Origin of the sequence: Neoaquamicrobium sediminum (assembly GCF_040970315.1) — a bacterium.
GTDB lineage: Bacteria > Pseudomonadota > Alphaproteobacteria > Rhizobiales > Rhizobiaceae > Aerobium > Aerobium sediminum.
On the sequence record NZ_JAZHFV010000021.1, the window covers coordinates 1 to 17671 of the forward strand.

Sequence of the window (17671 nt, forward strand, 5' to 3'; positions counted from 1 at the left end):
TCGAAGCTGCTGCCGGCCGTCGTGATGGTGATCGGACCTGAACTGTATGGCGTGTAGCGCCACCAGACACTGGTCCGCGCACTCGGACTTCTTGCATGGAGCGGCTCTCCGGCCTCCGCCGTCGCGCCCACGTTCGAGCCCGTCACAGTGCGAGTGGATCCAGCAACCGACACAGCCACGGCGATCCGGTTGGCGAAGTTATCATTGGCCGGACCGGTCGGATCCGGATCCGGATCCGGGTTGCTGGCCAGGACGAGCCGGGCGCGGTTGACGTTGATGCGCTTCTTCGCGAGCTTCCCGTCGGTGATGTTCGCACCCGTGCTTTGCAACGCGGCGAGAATTTGGTTCACGGTTGCATTGGGAAAGGCGGAGCGGAGCGTCGCCCAGGCGCCTGTCACGTGCGGTGCGGCCATCGACGTGCCGGACAGATAGGCGAAGTGGCCGTGGCGATTCTGGTCGACGTATGACGAATATATAGACGTTCCCGGCGCCACGAGATCGATGAGCGGTCCCCAGTTGGAGAACCACGAACGCGCATCGCTTTTCGTGGACGAAGCCACACTGATCGCCGAGGAAATGCACGCCGGAGCACTGACCGACGAACTGTAGGCCTCATTGCCCGCCGAAACGACTGTCGCGATGTTGGCCGCCTTGAGCTGGTCAATGATCGGCTTGCGTGAATCGTTTTCGCAATAGCTGTCATGCTGCCCGCCGCCCAGGCTCATGTTCACTGCGGCGATATCGTAGGTGTTGCGCAGGGCGTAGACCCGCTCCAGGCCTTTGATCTGGTCACTCGTGTAGGAGAGGATGCAGCTCAGGAAACCGGACGGCAGATTATCGCATCGCTCCCCGGGAAACTCGGAAAAGACGTTGATCGAGATGATCCGCGCGTCGCGGGCGACCCCGTTGGTAGGGGGCTGTGGTTGGAACGCCGCATTGAAGCCTGCGGCAATGCCCGAGACGTGCGTGCCGTGGCCGCAACCGTAGAGGATGGAAACCGTGCAGTCGTCGCCCGATCCCGGCTCCGTCGTGTCCTGCCCGCCCGGACAGGCGTTTACCGAACCATCCTCGGGAACGCTTGAATTGTAGCAGGCTTCCGAAACGATCCGGGAAGACAGGAAGGTGTGGGCGGACAGCCCACCCGTATCGATGATCGCGACGTGGAAACCGTCGCCCGAAGCTCCGGCCGCATACATCGCGGGCATCTCGATCAACGGAAGCGATTCCACCAGATGTGGCGCGTCGACCCCGTCTGCCTGGATCATGATGACGTTCGGATCGGCAGCAAATCTGGCGAGGTCTTCGGCGTTGGCAAGAATGCCGAACATCGGCGAGAAATCCATGCGCTTGAGATTGAGCGCATCGGTTGCCTGAGCGGAGGAAAGCGTGTCCGAAGGCAAGACTGCACCCAGTATCTTGTCCTGAACGGCGTGGATTGCCTTGGTCTGCGCTTCGTCGGCCGCCGCGGGGCTGGCAAAGCTCGTGGCATCCGGCAATGCGGGCATCGCAAAGCGCACGATCACCGGCGCTCGCGCCTCAGGATCGGCGGTCAGTCTCGCCCACAGCGCCTCATGCTCCTGCACTTTCTGAAGAACCGCAGCAGGCGCCGCGTCGGCAGCGGCCGATCCCGTTGCCGTTACTCCGCATGCGAGCAGCAGGCCGGACGCAATCGCCCCCAGCAGCCGCCTTCGCCAAGCAACAGTATTCCTCTTCATTTCAACCCCCTTCAAATGTCCACCCGCAGGAGACAAATGATCGCGCCCTTTTTGCCTAGCGATCCGTGCCCGCTGCTACCATGAGTAGAAGCCGCCAGTTCGGGTATCGGAATTGTTTTCGAGTATGTCAATCAGAAGATCTTTGATGTCTTCAAAGCATAGGAACTGTTGGTCTAAATCCTGTTTGAAGCAGACGAAGCGATTTGCTTGATCTTCCGGAAGACTGGTGAGTCGGTAGGGCGTTTGTGGGGGGAGCGCGCTATCGCGATGGCGTCAGCGCGTCGCGCACCTCGGCAAGCCCTTTCACGCCTTCGCGCGAGCCGGTCGCGGCCAGAGCCTGGAAGACGCGTTGCGCGTCATTGATCCGTCTTAGATTGAGGTAGGCGTAGCCGCGCAGCACCATGAGGTCGAGGCGCTCCGGTGCGATGCGGGCGCGCTCGTCCAGCGCCAGTAGCGTCTCGACATAGCGGCCGCGTTCGAATGCGCCGGCGGCGCGCTGGGCGAGGATGGATCTTTGCAACTCGTTGGCGCGGCGCGCATCCTGTGGCTGCGCCGTGGCCGCAACCGCTGCTTCGTCGACCAGTTCCACCCTCAGATAGGCAAGGCTCTGTCCCCAGGCTGCATCGCGGCGCGTCTTTTCCGAGCTCCCCCCGAGTGCCACCGCGAAAGCGTCCACGGCCTCCATCGGCCGGTTTGCGTCCATCAGGCACCAGCCACGCTGGAGCGCGGCTTCCGCCGAAAGGTGACGCGGATCGGCGTGGCTTGTGCAGGAGCGCCGCGGTGGCGCCGCCGTGCGCGGCTGTGCCGCCGCTTGTGGCGCAGCCGCAGCCTCCGACGGCTGAGACCCGCTCTCGCTTCTTTGCGGTGTCGCTGTCGGCGCACGGGGCAGGGTGGGTGCCGTCGGCGCGGGCTCGACCCTGCGGTCTCCGACGTCACGGATGCGGTCGGAGCGTCCCGCCCATATGCGCTTTATTTCAGCAAGTCCGGCGGTGTCGCCGAGGAGATGGCGGGTCAGCGCAAGCCCATAGGCGGAGGGTTCGTCGTCCGGGTCCCAGCGCAACGCCGTGGAAAACCACTGCCCGGCTGTCTGGTGCTGCTCCCACGCGCGGGCATACCATCCGAGCTGTCGCGCGCCTGGCACGTCGCGCGCGGCAACAACCTCCGCAACGATGCGGCCTAGCACGTCTTCCGACAGCGTCGGGCGCGGGTCCGTGCCAAGGAGGTTCGCTGCGGCGGCAAGATAGACCGCGCGGATCTCGTCGCTTTCGTCGCGCCAGCGATAGGTGATCGCTTCGGCTTCCTCGTGCTGGCCGCGCGCCATCAGCGCAAGCGCCAGTCCCTGCGAGGCTTCCGCCGAATCCTCGCGTTCGCGCGCCATCCGGAACCATGTCTCCGCCTCGGCATGGTTATCGCGCACCAGGTAGTACCACCCGAGGAGCCGCGCATCGGATGCCGCATTGCCCTGCCTGGCAAGCTGCTCGACCCGCGCCAGTTGCTCTGCCGGAACGGTCGCGGTTGCATCGTCGCCACCGCGCGCTACCGCGTCGCGGGCAAGGTCGTCGCGGACCGGCTCGAATTCGCCGACGCCACCATCGGCCGTGCGTTCGAGCGCCAGCAATTCGTCGAGCAGGGGGGGCGTGAGTTGGCGGCTTGCGTTCTGGATTGTAGCCAGGCGTTCCTGCTGGTTGTCGCAGTTGTCCAGAATATAGCGATAGGCGTCGCGGGCGCGCGTTTGGCGATCTGTCTGGGCAAAGGCTTCGGCGACGCGCCATAGCACGTCGACTTCTCCGCAGGTCAGAAGCTGCGGGTTCTCCGAGCCCATGCGGATCACTGTTGCGTATTGATCGATCTCCGAAGCGTTGACGAGCCTTTCGCGCGCCTCCGCCAGCGCAAGCCGATCGAGAAGATCCTGCGGCGGCTGCCAGTCCGGCTCCTCGCTACGGCGGTCGGCGATGGCCTCTCGAGCGGCCGCGAGGCGGCCTTCCGAATAAAGCTGCCACATCGCTTCCAGCTTTTCGTCGACGTTGACAGGCACTGCAAGCGGGTCGGCCGGTGGCGTCCATTGCGGATAGAGAGCCCGTAGGCGTGCGATTTCGATCTCGAGCCGCTTCGTGTCGCCCTGGCGGGCGAAATAGCGCAACGCGGACTCGTCCACCTTCTGCGGGGCGTCAGGCGCTGGGGCGGCCCCACTGGCCTGAGCCTGAACCAGTGCCGGCGGCATCTGTTCGGCGGCGGTGGGAACGTCCTGCACGGGGAAGGGCGCAGCCACCGTGTCTGTGGTTTCGCCGGAAATGTGGTCATCGTTGATTGGCCAATGGTGCTGCGCATGCGCGATCGCCGCCCCGCCAACCACGGCAGCGATGAAGCCTGCGAGGCATGCCCTGCCAAGTACGCGAGCGGCTACAGGCATTGCTGCTGTTCCTCTCTCGCATAGGACAGCCCGAGCAGATGCAATGTCGAGGGGTAGTAAGCAGTCGGCGCGAACTGCTTCAGCTCGGCGGGCAGGGGCGTGCCGTCGAGCACACAGTCGGCAAGGGCGGGGATGATCCGGTAGCCCACGTCCATCAACTCTTCCTTAACTTCACCACTTCTCACATCAACGAGCGCGAGGCCCCCGTTGGCACCGGCGATTCCCTCCCGAAAACGTCTCAGCAGCGCCGTGTCGTCCAGTCCTGCGCGCATCAGGTACAGCGGGATTCGCACTGCATTATAGCTGAATTCGGCGGGGAATCCCTCGGCAGGTTGCGCCTCGTCTGCGATGGAAATCCAGTCCGATGGCAGTTTGCGCGCGCCGAACCCGGCTTCCCTGGCGAGATCGAGCCCGCCGCGTCCGAGGGCTTCCCAGTCGACGGCTGGCACCAGTTCGGCCAGCACCGGAAAGGCCTCGAAGACCCAGTAGGAGAGATTGACGACCGGACCATCCGGCCGATCATCGGCTCCGAACCCAACGACCCCGGGGCGCAGCATCAGGCGATCGTTTTGCTCGAAGATAGCTTCGTCGGCGAGCGCCGTCGCAATCTGTCTCGCCGCGTCGGTGAAGCGGGCATCGTTCCATTGGGTGCCCGCTCGCGCCAGGGCATATGCGATCAGCAGGTCGCCGTCGGACGCATTGTTGGGGTCGCTTACATGCGGCTCGGCATCGGGGTCCCATTTCCACACGGCAAGCCCGTCGTCGCGCAGCAGCAGCCTTGTATTCGTGAACGTCCATATCCGCGCAAAGTCGGCCCGGTCGTTGGCCAGCAACGCCAGAAGCAGCCCGTATCCCTGTCCCTCGCTATGCGAAATGCGGCCGTTGGCGTCGTCGATGACGCGCCCGTTCTCGGCGACGAAACGCTCCTTGTACGCGGCCCACTCCGATTCCTGGATGGTCCCGTTCGTCTCTTGTGCATGTGCCATGGCGGGCAGGGCTCCCAACAGCAAAAGCACTTGGAGGATTTGCCGGATCATCGCCGTCTCCCGAGCCGCGATAGAAGGGCGGAGGTCGCAATTCCAAGCAGAATGCACGCAAGCACGAGCAGGAGGGAATACGATAATATGTTTGCCGACAGCCAGTTCGCAGCGATCAGCCGATAGTTCGTGAATGAGGGCGCCAGTGTCTGTTTGAAGGACGTCGAGGCTGCGGGCTCGATGGCAACCGTTTCCATATCCGTCTTCAAGGTCGCGATGCGGCCAGCCAGTTTTTCCCACATCCCGTGCTTGGAAAGGACTGCACTTCCCCTGGCCAATGTGCCGCCGTCCGGAGCGGTAAAGACCGTCCACACCCCGCTGTTTCCGGGGTTGGCACCCTGGACGGCAAGAAACGCGTCGTCCTGCCGGGGCACGAAGGCCGCCTCGCTTCGCGGCACGAAACGCAACATCTCCGGAGTGATGCCGAAGGTTTCGGAAAACCAGGTCTCGACATCCCTGATCCAGGCCATGAACCTGCTGCCCTGAACCTGCTGGCTCCAGTCGTCGATGTCGACGCGGGTCTCGCCGCTGGCGTTGGACCGGCCGGCCGCCGGCATCCATGCGGTTCGGCTTTCCTCCGTTACTCCGACCTGGGCAAGAACGCCGGCCGGAATGCCGTTTATCGCACCCACGAAGATGGCGTCCTGCTCGCGGGCGGCATCCGCCGAAGTCGTCAGCGTGAAGGCAACGGGCCGCCCGGACACGATCGCCACGCGGGCCAGAACGTTGGCGGCCGCAGAGAGGCTCGCCGGATCGTCGCGCTCGATGACGAGGGCGACGGGAGTGCTTCCGAGGCCATAGGGGTAACCGGTCCCTCCGATCGCTCCCAGATTTGGCCACTGCGCGATACGCCCGAAATCGGGGACGACAAAGCGGGACGTGTCGAAGATCGCAAAACGCGGCGTGTCGCTTGCAGGCGCACCGGGCAGGCAGGCCTCGTCCTGTTCGGTCAGAAGTTCAGCTTCCAGCCTTATCTGGTTCAGCCCCGGCCTGAAGTGCCTCATGGTCACCTTGACCGGAAGCTGGCGATATATGGCCCCGTTCCGGGAGGTGAGGGGCAACGACGCGGCGATGTTGTCGTTGACGTAGACGTTGATGAGGCTGCCCGGCTTCACGGTCGCGGCGAAAGCCGCATCCAGCAACAGCCGGGCTTCGCCGTACGAGCCAGCGTAGAAGTCCGGCGGGATGGCAAACTGGAAATCGGCGGTGAACCGGCGTCCCGAAAACTGCGCCGAGCGGATGCCTAGATCGCCAAAGGAAAGGCTACGGCGGTCGTAGATCATAGGCGCGTTGGGCAAGCGCCATGGTTCGGTAATGAGGGCGTCGCGCCGTGTGCCCGGTGGCCGGTCGACGGGGCGAAGCATCTGTTCAATGGCCGCTTGCCAGTCCTGACGATTGCGGCCGCTGACGACGAGCGTGGGAAACCCGTCGCCATTTGCCGCCATGAAGGCCGCCACGGGTCCGAGAGTGGCGCCGGCCGGCAGCGCGCTTCCCGCCATCTCGGAAAGTTCGTCCGCCGAGCCCAGAAGGACGCGAAGCGACTGCCGGTCAGGGCTCTGGTCGAGGGTAGCTGCGACCGAAAACGCGAGATTGGGCTGAACGGAATGCAGGGCGATCGCCTGTGCAAGCCGCAGCATATCTGCGCCCATGTCATTTCGGTCCATCGCCGGCGCGACGATGGTGATGCGCGTCTGGCCCTGCGCATCGGCCGAAAGGGCGCGCAGGTCGCCGAAGCTCGAATACGTCGACGCGGCCGGATCGGCGAACGACATGAACGTGCCGCCGGCTTCGATTTCCGTCCATAGCTCGTAGGTGGACTGGATCGTACAGTCGGTGCGGTGGCGCTGGCGAACCCGCACCGTCATCTCGTTGCGGCCGGCCTGCAGCAGATCGTCGGGAATCTCGATATCGAGTGTCGTGAAATCGGCAGCCGATTGCGTCGATTCGTCGATGACCACGACATCGTTGAAAAGCACCTGAAGCCGCGATGCTTCCGGCGCGACGACCACCGCGTTGCGGTAGCGCAGAAGCAGCCGCGCAGGCGCCGCGGCCTGCACCGCGGTGAGGTTGACCGCCCAGCTTCGCATCGAGCTTTCTCCGAAAAGCTGGATGTTGCCATCGGGCAGCAGGTACCGTCGCACTTCGGATGGCGGCGTAGCCTCCTGCAGAACCGGTTTCTGGGGTTCCTCCGCGGGCGCCGCTCGCGGATCGTCTTCGCTCATGTCCGGCAAGGGTGCCGCGTCCTCAACCGCTGGGCGTTCCGGCGTCATGTCGAACGGGGCCGGTTGCGCGGAAGCCGCGGCGAGGCCAAGCGCCGTAAGCAACGTTGCGAGAACAAGCCTCATGCCCGCGCCCCGCTGGGCATCGAGTTTTGAGTCTTTTCCGGGGAGCGCCCGCTGCCCCGGAAAAGATATACGAGCCCGCGCCAGGTCTGGAACAGCGCGAGACGCAGGAACCAGAGCGTGCCGATGACCACGCCGAGATTGCGCCTTCGCGACTGCTGGAATTCCGTCCATTGCTCGGCATTGGCGAAGATCAGGTCGGCGACGGCACGATGGTGCTCGGGCGCGGAGCGCAAATACTGGCACCCGACGGCGACGCCGTCGCCTTCCTTCTCGCTGTTCCTGATGTTCACGGGCAGCGTGGCAGGCTCGCCGCCGGACAATGTTGCGAAGCGGATGTTTGCCTGCCCCAATGCGATGAGTTCCGACGCCTTGCCGCCATGGACCTTGATGCGTGCTCCGTTCACCGAAACATCCTCGATCATCGCGGGCAGCCATAGCCCGTCGTGGCCGAAATCGCACCGCCGGTTGACCTTGACGCGCCGCGTCGCGGTGCGCTGGCGACGCTCGGAGACGACGCCGAGCGCGCATCCCGCGAGGATCAGGTTGAGCAGGTTCCAGCCGCCCACGACCAGTGTCACGTCCGATTTCCATGGCTCGGCGTAGATCCGCCAGGCACTGACCGCGACGCCGACCAGCAGCACCGCAAAGATGACGAAGAACGGCCGGCTGAGCTCGGACAGCCGGCTGATCGTGATGGACTCGTCCTTGGCGGTGACCTTGAAGGTCGGCTTGCGCGGATTGAGCATCACCGACACCACGGCGGGCAGTAGGTGCACCGTCTGGATGTATTCGTAGAGTTCGGAAATCCACGGCCAGCGGAACCGGCCATAGAGATAGTTCTGCATCATCAGGTTCACGACCATGTAACTGAGCGTGTAGGCGAGGAACTCACCACCCGAGGCCGTGAAGATCTGCAGGTCGAAGAACAGGTAGAACAGGGGCGCGAACAGGAAGATGGTCCGCGGGAAAGGAAAAAGCCAGAACAGCGTCGACGACATGTAGCAAAGGCGCTGCGGCAGGCTGAGGCCGCGCTTGAGCGGGGGAAACCGGAAGCGCAGGATTTGCATCATGCCCTGCGCCCAGCGGCTGCGCTGGCCGATGAAGCTTGCGAAGGTGGCCGGCTGCAGGCCCGCAATCAGCGGCTTGTCGACATAGACGCTGTTCCAGCCGCGCGAATGAAGTTCGACCGCCGTCTCGCAGTCTTCCGTGATGCTGATGCCGGAAAAGCCATCCGTCTCCTCCAGTGCCTCGCGGCGCAACACCGCGGCAGAGCCGCAGAAGAACGAGGCGTTCCACTTGTCGAGGCCCCGCTGGATGATGCCATAGAACATCTCGTTCTCGGACGGCATCGTATCGAACGTCTTCAGGTTCCGTTCCAGCGGGTCGGGATTGAGAAAGAAGTGCGGCGTCTGCACAAGGAAGAGCCGCGGGTCCTCGGCGAAATAGCCGACCGTTTCGCGCAGGAAACTGCGCGCCGGCGCATGGTCGGCATCGAACACGGCCACGAGCTGTCCCGTGGAATTTGCGAGCCCGTTGTTGAGATTGCCGGCCTTGGCATGCTCGTTGCGCTCGCGGGTCAGGTAGTTTGCGCCGAGATCCGCGCAGAGCTGCTTCAGTTCCTCGTGGCGTTCACCCGCCGCTTGGGCTTCGATGATGTTGACGGCATTGCGCTTCTGGACTGTTCCGCCGTCGTCGAGCAGCCATACCGTCAATCGCTCCTGCGGATAGTCCATCGCCTTGGCCGCCGCGATGGTGTCGGCCAGCAGCGCCGGCTCCTCGTTGTAGCTGGGTATGAAGACATCGACGAATGGGAGGTCGGCGTCGTCTATCGGGCTCGCCGCGCGCGAGGGAAGCGGCTTGGCGACGATGAACAGGCTGAGCGCCAGCATGAAGACGCTGTACATCTCGGCGAGATAAAGCAGCAGTCCCGGTATGAAGTTCTCGAGCTGGCTGACCGGTGGGATCGTGCTGGTTGTGCGCCAGTATACGTAGCGCAGCACGATTGCCGTACCCAGCGCAAGCGCGATCAGCCGCCATGTTCCGTCTGGCCGCAGAAGTTTCAGCGTCATCATCATCGTCAGCACGATCGCGCCGGCGATGAGGTGGGTCTGAAGGTTGATCGGCAACGCGACGATGAAGATCACGCAGGCTGCCACGATTGCCCAGACCAGACCGAGGAGGAGTTTGCTCATGCCGTACGCCTTCGGTAACTCGAATTACTCAGGCGCGTCACCAGGTCCATTGTCCAAGCAGACATGCCGCCTTTGCAGAACAAGGCGCGATTGTTCGGCATTTCCAGGATCGCGCGCGCTAAACCTCTGATTCTGCTTAATCCTTGGTAAAGTGTCAGTCGCATTCAGGTTGCAGGGCCGCCTATTGGGTTGGTGGTGGCGGCACGATGGGCGACGCGCTTTGCTGGGCCTCGCCCGGAGGAGGCGGTACGACGGGCGCGCCCGGCGGAGGTGCTGGGATTTCCTGTCTTGCCGGCGCTGGCGCCCGACGCCTCACCGGTGGAGGCGGCGGGGCAGGAGGCGCTTCCAACGTTGCCTCGAACCCGAAGGGCCCGTTCGGCTGGATCGGCTGGCCGGTGTTTCCGAGGCGCGGGTCTGCGGGGGGCGGCTTCCCATAGGGGTTCCACGCCGTCGCGGCGAAAGAGGTGTTTACGGTGTAGCCGTACATGACCGCCAGCAGCGATTGCTCGCTCGCGCCGGCCTGACACAGCCGCAGCCTGAGTTGGACCGTGCCCATATTGGCGAACGGGGCGCCGCTCTTGCTGCCCGTAATGCGCTGCCACGCATAGAGGCAAAGGTCGCGCGCGCCCCGGCGACCGAGCGCGTAGCCGAAAGGCCCATAGCTGTTCTGCGTGTAGAGAGGCGAGCGCTGCATGGCGATGCCCGGCAAGGCCCGGCGCATTTCCCGGCCGATGCCTCCTTCCGAAAGCGGGGTGTCCGGCAATCGCGTGTCACCACCCTCGGCCCCCACCGGACCGAATATCTGTACGCGCAGAAGATTCTGCCCGGGCACGGCCGAACTGGTGGCCAGGGCGATGTCCTGCTGGATTGCATTCGCATAGCGCCGCTCGATCACGCCCACGATCGCAGGACCACCCGGCGGCGGCAGGATAATGGCCTGCTGCGCCTCGACGTCGTTCGCCAGCGAAGAGCGATCGAGCCGGCTGTCCGTCTGCGAACAGGCTGCAAGGGCAAGGCCGAAAAGAGGGAGCAAAATCCGGGCGACAGAAATCCGCTTGCCCAAGGATAAATTGCCAGCCGGAGTGTGAGCTCTGGTTGCTGTCATAAATCGAATCGCTCGGCCCGCCGCCGTGCCTAATCACTAACGCGTCGACGGGCCGGGCGGAAGGAGGATCGTTTGGCGGTGGAGGGAATCCACCGCAAATGCGGCCGCACCCGTTGTCACGGGGAGATAGCTTTCGCGGAACCGGTTTAGCGGATTGAGAGGTTTAGTATTATTTTAAAATTAGAAAGTTGCTTTTTGATACGAGGTGAGCTTTCATGCATCCGCCGGTTGCAGCGCAATGGTCGCGGGCAGCGCTATTCGAGGAAGGGATTGCAAATGAAGCTCTATTTCGCCGAGACGATGAATTCGTACAAAACCTGCGCTGTCGCACGCTATGTCGGTCTCGATGTCGACTTCCGCCGCGTGGACCTCAAGAAGGGCGAGCAGCGCACGCCGGAGTTTCTGGCCATCAACCCCAATGGAAAGGCGCCGGCTCTGGTCGATGGAGACCGCAGCCTGTGGGAGTCCAACGCGATCATCTGCTATCTCGCGATGAAGGCGGATTCCAACATCTGGCCGCGTGACGAGCGTCAGGTGGAGATCGTCAAGTGGTTCAACTGGAGCGCCGACCACTTCTCGCGCTTTGCGGGCCAGCTCTATTTCGAGAACATCATCCGCGCCGAATTCGGAATCGGGCAACCGGACCCCGATGCGGTCAAGGAGGCGACGGGGTATGTCCGTCGCTACGCGGGTATATTGAACGACCACCTGGCGGATCGCCGCTACCTGCTCGACGACCAGCTTACCGTCGCCGACTTCGTGGTTGCGACCACGCTGCCATATGCGAGCCGCGCAGGCATCCCAATCGACGAGTTTCCGGCTGTGGAAAGCTGGCACGATCGTCTGATGGGATTGCCGGCCTGGCGATCGCCGTTTACGGGCTGAATGGCACCGCCACGGAATTGACCGCGCTGCTAGACCGGCGCGGTCAACAAGTAAGCGCAAGCCAGCATCAGCACGATGATGAGGCCCGCATGATTGGCATATCTGCGTAACATCTTTTCCGCCCGTCCCGGCCGATACCTAGTTCGGTATCACCTGCGGTTAAAACTACCGTTCGGTAGTCTCGTTGCATTTCAGCAATACGACGGCGGCATTTTTGGCGATTACACACTTCTTGTGCGGGTGATCGCACCCCATATTCCAGTCTGGAGCTTTCGCCGGAACGGAGTTAATGGATGTTGAGGATCGTCGTCGTGGTGTTTGCCCTGATCGCGGCGGCCTATCTTCTGCTGCGACTGGCGCGGGAACTCGGCAAGGCCGATATGGACTGGCGCGGCATAGTCTTCGTCGCCGGCTTTGTGGTGCTTGCCTTCTATCTGAGGCATGTGACCGAGATCGGTGGGCTCGGCTAGGCGTCCCCGCGTCGAGCCCGCAGAATGCCGCGGATGACGGTGACGCCGAAGAACAGCGCGAAGCCGAAGATGGCGCCGAGGGTCAGGTTGATCCAGATGTCGAGCTGGCAGACGCCGGCACCGCCGGGAGCACACCTTGGATCGCGGTAAAGCACCACCAGCATGAGCGAATAGACGGCAGCCGGTCCGACGAGCAGACCGGCGAAACCCCAGCCAAGCGCGCGGGCAACGATTTCCTTCATGTCACGGCGCTCCAACCGGTTTCGGTGTTTCTTTCTAGAAGCCCGGCGGGGCCGCGTCCACCAGCGGATTGCCGTTGGACACGGCACGTGAGCGTCCTATCGTGGGTCGTGACTCGAGCAAGGGGCCGACATGCCACGACTTTCCGCCAATCTGTCGATGCTGTTTCAGGAATACGATTTCCTCGACCGTTTCGACGCGGCTGTACGCGCCGGCTTCGAATCTGTCGAGTATGTCTCGCCTTACGAATACCCGGCCGACGAGATCGCCGCGCGGCTCGAACGCGCGGGGCTGGAGCAGGCGCTGTTCAACCTGCCCGTAGGTGACTGGGCAGCAGGCGAGCGTGGCCTTGCCGTCTTGCCGGATCGGATCGACGAGTTTCGCCGCAGCGTGGATACGGCTGCACACTACGCTCAGGCGCTTGGCTGCAGGCAGGTCAACTGTCTGGCGGGCATCGGCCCCCAGGATATTGCGCCGGCGGAGCTGGAAACTGTCTTTGTCGAAAACCTGCGTTATGCCGCCGGCAGGCTTGGCGAGGCTTGCATCCGCCTGCTGATCGAGCCGATCAACGACAGGATCGACATGCCGGGCTTTTTCCTGACGGGCACGCGTCAGGCGCTCGACATCATCGACAAGGTCGATTCAGACAACCTGTTCCTTCAATACGACATCTATCACATGCAGATCATGGAAGGAGACATTGCCCGCACCATCGAGGCAAACCTCCCGCGCATCGGCCACATCCAGGTCGCCGGCCATCCGGGTCGCCACGAGCCGGACATCGGCGAGATCAACTATCCCTTCCTGTTTGATCATCTCGACCAGATCGGTTACCTGGGCTGGGTCGGCGCCGAATACAGGCCGCGCGGCCGCACCGAGGAAGGGCTGGGGTGGATGTCTGGCTTCGGTGGCCGCGCAAAGGAGACGTCGAACGCGGGGTAGGGCGCGTCAGGCGCCCAGATGCTTACGCGCCGCATACATGGCCACGGCCGCCGCGTTCGACACGTTGAGCGAGCGGATCGCGCCGGGCATGTCGAGCCGTGCCAGCGTCGAAACGGTCTCGCGCGTCTTCTGGCGCAGCCCTTTGCCTTCCGCGCCCAGCACCAGCGCGATCCTGGGTTCCGAAAAGCTTCTCTCGATCTCCGCCGGTCCTTCCGAATCGAGGCCGATCGTCTGGAACCCGGCCGCATGCAACTCGCCGAGCGCATCGGCAAGGTTGCGCACCTCGATATGATCGATGTGCTCCAGCGCGCCTGATGCGGACTTGGCAAGCACACCCGTCTCGGTCGGGCTGTGACGGGCGGTGGTGATCAGCGCGCCGGCGCCGAAGGCCACCGCCGAACGCATGATCGCGCCGACATTGTGCGGGTCGGTAACCTGATCGAGGACCAGGACCAGGTTCGTATCGCCCAGCGCCGAGAGCGGCTTCGGCCGCAAAGGTTCAACCTCCAGAAGCGCACCCTGATGCACGGCGTCGGAACCTGTCAGCCGGTCGATTTCGCGCGGTTCGACGATTTCGGCCGGAAAGGGCAGGGAGAGCGGTTCGGAGAGGTCGAGCCGGGCAAGCGCGTTGCGCGTCACCAGCAGCCGCCGCGACTTGCGGGCGGGATTGTCCAGCGCCGCACGCACTGTGTGCAGCCCGTAGAGCCTCACCAGCCCATCGTCGGGGCGCTCGCCTTCCTCGCGCGTGCTGTCGCGATGCGCGCGGCGCAGGCGCGCATAGTGGCTGTCCTTGGGGGTTCCGGTCTTTCGGTCGCTGCTCATGCGGCCTCTATAGCGGCGCAAGAACCGCTTGGATATGGCAGCAAGCGCCCGAAGGGAAATTCGTCTGAAATTGCTGCGCCACGCGGTTGACAGTCAACGGCCATGCCGCCATAAGGCGCTTCGCGGATTTCGGCGGCGGTCTAAAGCCTCCAACGATGATCCCGCATGTGCCACGTCGCATGGCTCCGGCGCAGAACGGAGGGATGCCCGAGTGGTTAAAGGGGACGGACTGTAAATCCGTTGGCTATGCCTACGTTGGTTCAAATCCAACTCCCTCCACCACTGCGCATCGGACGCCATGATCAGGCGGGTATAGCTCAATGGTAGAGCAGCAGCCTTCCAAGCTGAATATGCGGGTTCGATTCCCGCTACCCGCTCCAGACAAGCCACGAAGATTTGGTGAGAGCGAACGGCGGCATGCGCCGTCCGCAATGCTCAGTCCCTGACTTCAGTATCTGGGCGGTCCTGGCCGGAAGCGAGTTCCTCGTGCCAGGTCCCGTCAGAGGTCTCGTACTGAATGCCCCGGGTTTCACCGGCAACCCGCTGTTCGCCAGCAGCCCGTCGCGCTGCCGCCAGGGCAGCATCGTGCGACGGAAAAGTCTCGGAGAACACGTCGCCGACCTTGTAGGCCCAGCCGCCGTCGTGCTCGACAACCCGATAAATGACCTTCATCAGAAGACCGCCAGATAGCGCAGCAGCGCCACCACGCCGATGATGATCACGACGATCCGCGCGATCTGTTTTGCCCGACCGTCGATCGGCAGCATACCGATCAGGTAAAGCACCAGCACAATAACGAGAAAAGTGATCAAAAGACTGATCAGTACGCTCATGGCAATAGCCCCTCAGTTGCAATCGGCTATTAACTCGCGGGGTTGTGCAAAGGTTCCATGAGCCAACTGCAACGAGCGTTGGCGCGACCGCGCTGAGACCTTCGGGGCGGGGCGGTTTTGGCTGACTACCCGCTCCAGATATCAGAGCGCGGCGCTGACCCCATTCTGGCGTGGCGGGGCCGATGAGCGGGCTTTGCCGGGCGGCTGGCCCATCATTCGCTTGTAGGCCCTGCTGAACGCCGCCTGCGAGCCGTAGCCGAGCCGGCGGGCAACCGCGTCGATCGGCATGCGGTCCCGTCCCAGCCATTGCGCAGCGAGCCGCATGCGCAGGGCGGCCAGATAGCGTTGCGGCGTCGTGCCCGTCACCGTCGTGAACCGCTCGGCGAAGACCGAGCGCGAGCTGCCCATTTCGGCCGCCATCTCTGCGATGGTCCAGTCGCGGCACGGTTCGCGATGCAGGGCGGCGATGACACGGCCAAGGCGAGGGTCGCGCAGCGCCTCAATCCAGCCGGAGGCCTCGCCGCAGCCGCATTCCACCCAGCCGCGCACGATGGTTGCCGCAACCACGTCGGCCAGCCGTGCAAGGATGCCGGCGGTGCCGGCGCGCTCCGCGGCCATCTCGCGCTCCATGGCCTCCAGCAGCGGCACGATCTCCGGCTGGCGGCCCATCAGGCTGCCGACCGACATCACCTTCGGCATCAGCCCGACAAGCGGGTGCAGCGTGTCGAGCTCGAACTCCATGCGGCCCGTGAAGACAAGCACGTCCTTCGTCCGGCAGCTTCCTTCTTCCAGCGCTGTCACCGCGCAGACGTTGGAGCAGAGTGGCATTCTGTCGAAGCTTTCGACCGGCCGTGGCCGCACGCCCGGCGCGGAGACAAGCGCATGCGCATCGCCGCGCGGCAGAAGCACGGCATCGCCGCACCCCAGCGTGAAGGTTTCGCCGGTACCCGATTCGAGATGGAGGTTGCCGGCGGCCACGAAATGGAAGCGGGCGTCGTCTGTCGCCTCGAAACTCACGCCGCAAGGCGGCGAGAGCCGCAGCTTCCCGTAGCTCGCGCCGCGCAGGCGCATGCCCATCAGAAGTTCGCTGACGACGTCGCCGCCGGGAGCGTTTTCTTGCATTTCGGTGTTTCGATCAAACATTCCGGAGAATATGGCATGGATCATCCGGCCGTTCCACCCATCTGCAGGGAACTTTCTTTTCGAGCGAGAGGTTTGCAGATGCACGAGTCGACTGTTGTGGGGGAAACGGGAGAGAGCGAGGGCAAGCCGGCTTGGCTGGCGGTGGTGTCCATGAGCCTGGGCGTGTTCGGGCTGATGGGTGCCGAGTTCTTGCCGGCCAGCCTGCTCACGCCGATGGCCGCCGAACTGGGTGTGACCGAGGGCATGGCGGGGCAGGCCGTTACCATCACCGCCGCCGTTGCGCTGGTAACCAGCCTCTGCATAACCACGGTGGTGCGCAGCTTCGACAGGCGCAGGGTCTTGCTCGCCTTTTCGTTCCTGCTGATCCTCTCCAACCTGCTGGTCGCCGCCGCGCCGAACCTGCCGCTGCTGCTTGCCGGTCGCATCCTGCTGGGTGTGGCGCTCGGCGGCTTCTGGACGCTGTCGGCGGCAACGATGATGCGTCTGGTGCCCGAGCGCTACGTCGCGAGAGCCCTCTCGATCATGTTTTCCGGCGTTTCGGCGGCGACGATTTTCGCCGCCCCCGTCGGCAGCTATGTCGGCGACCTTGCCGGCTGGCGTTCGGTCTTCATCGGCGCTGCCGGGCTAGGGCTGCTGGCGCTCGTCATACAGTTCGCCGCGCTACCGTCGCTGCCGCCGCGCGGCACGACCCGCTTCGGCACGATGCTTGAGGTTCTGTCGCGGCGCAGGGTGGGGCTCGCCATGGCGGCGATCCTGATGGTCTTCACCGGACACTTCGCCTTCTTCACCTATATCCGCCCGTTCCTCGAAACGGTCACCGGGGTCGGTGTCACGGGCGTCTCGACCGTTCTGCTCGGCTTCGGCGTCGCCAACTTTCTTGGCAACTACCTTGGCGCCTTCCTGCTGGAGCGCTCGATGCGGCTGACGCTTGTCATCATGCCGCTGACCATGGGCACGCTTGCCGTGGCGCTGGCGGTCGTTGGCGGCAATCTCGCTGCCGACGCTGCGATGGTCGCGCTCTGGGGGCTCGCCTTCGGCGCGGTTCCGGTCGCGTGGTCGACCTGGATAACGCGCGCCGTGCCGGACGAGGCCGAAAGTGCGGGCGGACTTTTTGTCGCCGCGATCAACTTGGCAATCGCGACGGGTGCGGCGGCAGGCGGGCTGATCTTCGACGTCAGCGGCGTCGGCACGGTCTTCCTGCTCAGCGGTGCGGTGCTGGTCGTGGCCGCGATGACGATATTGACGGGTGTCGAGACGCGTCCAGCGGCCAAAGCTGCCTGACCGCATCGATACGTTGAACGTGCCACCGGTGCTGCCCGCGCGGCGGTACCGGTACACCGCTTCAGACAAAAGACTTGTGTTTTGCGGCGTCAGTCGCTAATCGCCCGCCATCCGAAACTGACACGCATCCACGCGCCAAAGGGAAGTTACAATGGCCAAAGGTAAATTTGAGCGTAATAAGCCGCATGTGAACATTGGCACGATTGGTCACGTTGACCATGGCAAGACGTCCCTGACGGCGGCGATCACGA

The 17671-nt window shown here is 63.9% G+C and carries 16 protein-coding genes and 2 tRNA genes; 7 read left to right on the plus strand and 11 right to left on the minus strand.

Going from position 1 to position 17671, the window contains the following annotated elements; all coding sequences use genetic code 11:
• The 6 genes from V1479_RS25615 to bcsN all read right to left on the minus strand — a co-directional run.
• On the minus strand, positions 1-1328 hold a 1328-nt coding region (locus tag V1479_RS25615; RefSeq protein WP_368805326.1), incomplete at its 3' end, for a S8 family peptidase.
• Positions 1329-1974: 646 nt separating this feature from the next.
• A complete protein-coding gene (locus V1479_RS25620; protein ID WP_368805327.1) occupies positions 1975-4125 on the minus strand; it encodes a cellulose synthase in 2151 nt (716 codons plus the stop codon).
• On the minus strand, positions 4116-5159 hold the full coding sequence (locus V1479_RS25625; protein ID WP_438620929.1) for a family 8 glycosyl hydrolase: 1044 nt from the start codon (positions 5157-5159) through the stop codon (positions 4116-4118). The genes V1479_RS25620 and V1479_RS25625 overlap by 10 nt, the downstream gene beginning before the upstream one ends.
• Positions 5159-7507: a cellulose biosynthesis cyclic di-GMP-binding regulatory protein BcsB gene (locus tag V1479_RS25630; RefSeq protein WP_368805329.1), complete on the minus strand. Its 2349-nt coding sequence runs from the start codon at positions 7505-7507 to the stop codon at positions 5159-5161. Before V1479_RS25630 ends, V1479_RS25625 begins: the two co-directional genes overlap by 1 nt.
• Entirely contained in the window at positions 7504-9699 is a 2196-nt protein-coding gene (gene bcsA, locus V1479_RS25635; RefSeq protein WP_368805330.1) for a UDP-forming cellulose synthase catalytic subunit, read from the minus strand. The genes V1479_RS25630 and bcsA overlap by 4 nt, the downstream gene beginning before the upstream one ends.
• A 181-nt stretch (positions 9700-9880) precedes the next feature.
• Positions 9881-10732 (minus strand): cellulose biosynthesis protein BcsN, encoded by an 852-nt coding sequence (bcsN, locus tag V1479_RS25640; RefSeq protein ID WP_368805331.1) that lies wholly within the window; start codon positions 10730-10732, stop codon positions 9881-9883.
• A gap of 348 nt (positions 10733-11080) precedes the next feature.
• On the opposite strand from bcsN, the gene V1479_RS25645 reads away from it, so the two are divergent.
• Together V1479_RS25645 and V1479_RS25650 are read left to right on the plus strand one after the other, a co-directional pair.
• A complete protein-coding gene (locus tag V1479_RS25645; protein ID WP_368805332.1) occupies positions 11081-11689 on the plus strand; it encodes a glutathione S-transferase family protein in 609 nt (202 codons plus the stop codon).
• Between the two features lie 293 nt (positions 11690-11982).
• Positions 11983-12159, plus strand: a complete 177-nt coding sequence (locus tag V1479_RS25650; RefSeq protein ID WP_173190930.1) for a hypothetical protein — start codon at positions 11983-11985, stop codon at positions 12157-12159.
• On the opposite strand, the gene V1479_RS25655 is transcribed toward V1479_RS25650, so the two are convergent.
• Positions 12156-12401 (minus strand): hypothetical protein, encoded by a 246-nt coding sequence (locus V1479_RS25655; protein ID WP_368805334.1) that lies wholly within the window; start codon positions 12399-12401, stop codon positions 12156-12158. The genes V1479_RS25650 and V1479_RS25655 overlap by 4 nt on opposite strands.
• Before the next feature lie 130 nt (positions 12402-12531).
• On the opposite strand from V1479_RS25655, the gene otnI reads away from it, so the two are divergent.
• Complete coding sequence (gene otnI, locus V1479_RS25660; RefSeq protein ID WP_368805335.1) at positions 12532-13341, plus strand: 2-oxo-tetronate isomerase; 810 nt, start codon at positions 12532-12534, stop codon at positions 13339-13341.
• Positions 13342-13347: 6 nt separating this feature from the next.
• On the opposite strand, the gene V1479_RS25665 is transcribed toward otnI, so the two are convergent.
• Positions 13348-14163 carry a TrmH family RNA methyltransferase gene (locus V1479_RS25665; RefSeq protein WP_368805336.1) on the minus strand — a complete coding sequence of 272 codons (816 nt, stop codon included), beginning with the start codon at positions 14161-14163 and terminating at the stop codon, positions 13348-13350.
• 197 nt (positions 14164-14360) lie between these two features.
• On the opposite strand from V1479_RS25665, the gene V1479_RS25670 reads away from it, so the two are divergent.
• Both V1479_RS25670 and V1479_RS25675 read left to right on the plus strand, forming a co-directional pair.
• Positions 14361-14445, plus strand: a tRNA-Tyr gene (locus tag V1479_RS25670).
• Positions 14446-14469: 24 nt separating this feature from the next.
• Positions 14470-14543: transfer RNA gene (locus tag V1479_RS25675), tRNA-Gly, on the plus strand.
• 55 nt (positions 14544-14598) lie between these two features.
• Here V1479_RS25675 and V1479_RS25680 read toward each other — a convergent pair.
• From V1479_RS25680 to V1479_RS25690, 3 genes are all read right to left on the minus strand, one after another.
• On the minus strand, positions 14599-14835 hold the full coding sequence (locus tag V1479_RS25680) for a DUF2188 domain-containing protein (protein WP_376769165.1): 237 nt from the start codon (positions 14833-14835) through the stop codon (positions 14599-14601).
• Entirely contained in the window at positions 14835-14996 is a 162-nt protein-coding gene (locus V1479_RS25685) for a Thivi_2564 family membrane protein (protein WP_368805338.1), read from the minus strand. Before V1479_RS25685 ends, V1479_RS25680 begins: the two co-directional genes overlap by 1 nt.
• A gap of 141 nt (positions 14997-15137) precedes the next feature.
• The gene (locus V1479_RS25690; protein WP_368805339.1) at positions 15138-16118 is read right to left on the minus strand and encodes an AraC family transcriptional regulator; all 981 of its coding nucleotides are present in this window, start codon (positions 16116-16118) and stop codon (positions 15138-15140) included.
• A 99-nt stretch (positions 16119-16217) separates the two neighbouring features.
• Here V1479_RS25690 and V1479_RS25695 point away from each other — a divergent pair, with 99 nt between their 5' ends.
• Together V1479_RS25695 and V1479_RS25700 are read left to right on the plus strand one after the other, a co-directional pair.
• Complete coding sequence (locus V1479_RS25695; RefSeq protein WP_368805340.1) at positions 16218-17420, plus strand: MFS transporter; 1203 nt, start codon at positions 16218-16220, stop codon at positions 17418-17420.
• A gap of 151 nt (positions 17421-17571) precedes the next feature.
• A partial coding sequence (locus V1479_RS25700; RefSeq protein ID WP_031249078.1) for a GTP-binding protein occupies positions 17572-17671 on the plus strand: 100 nt, incomplete at its 3' end.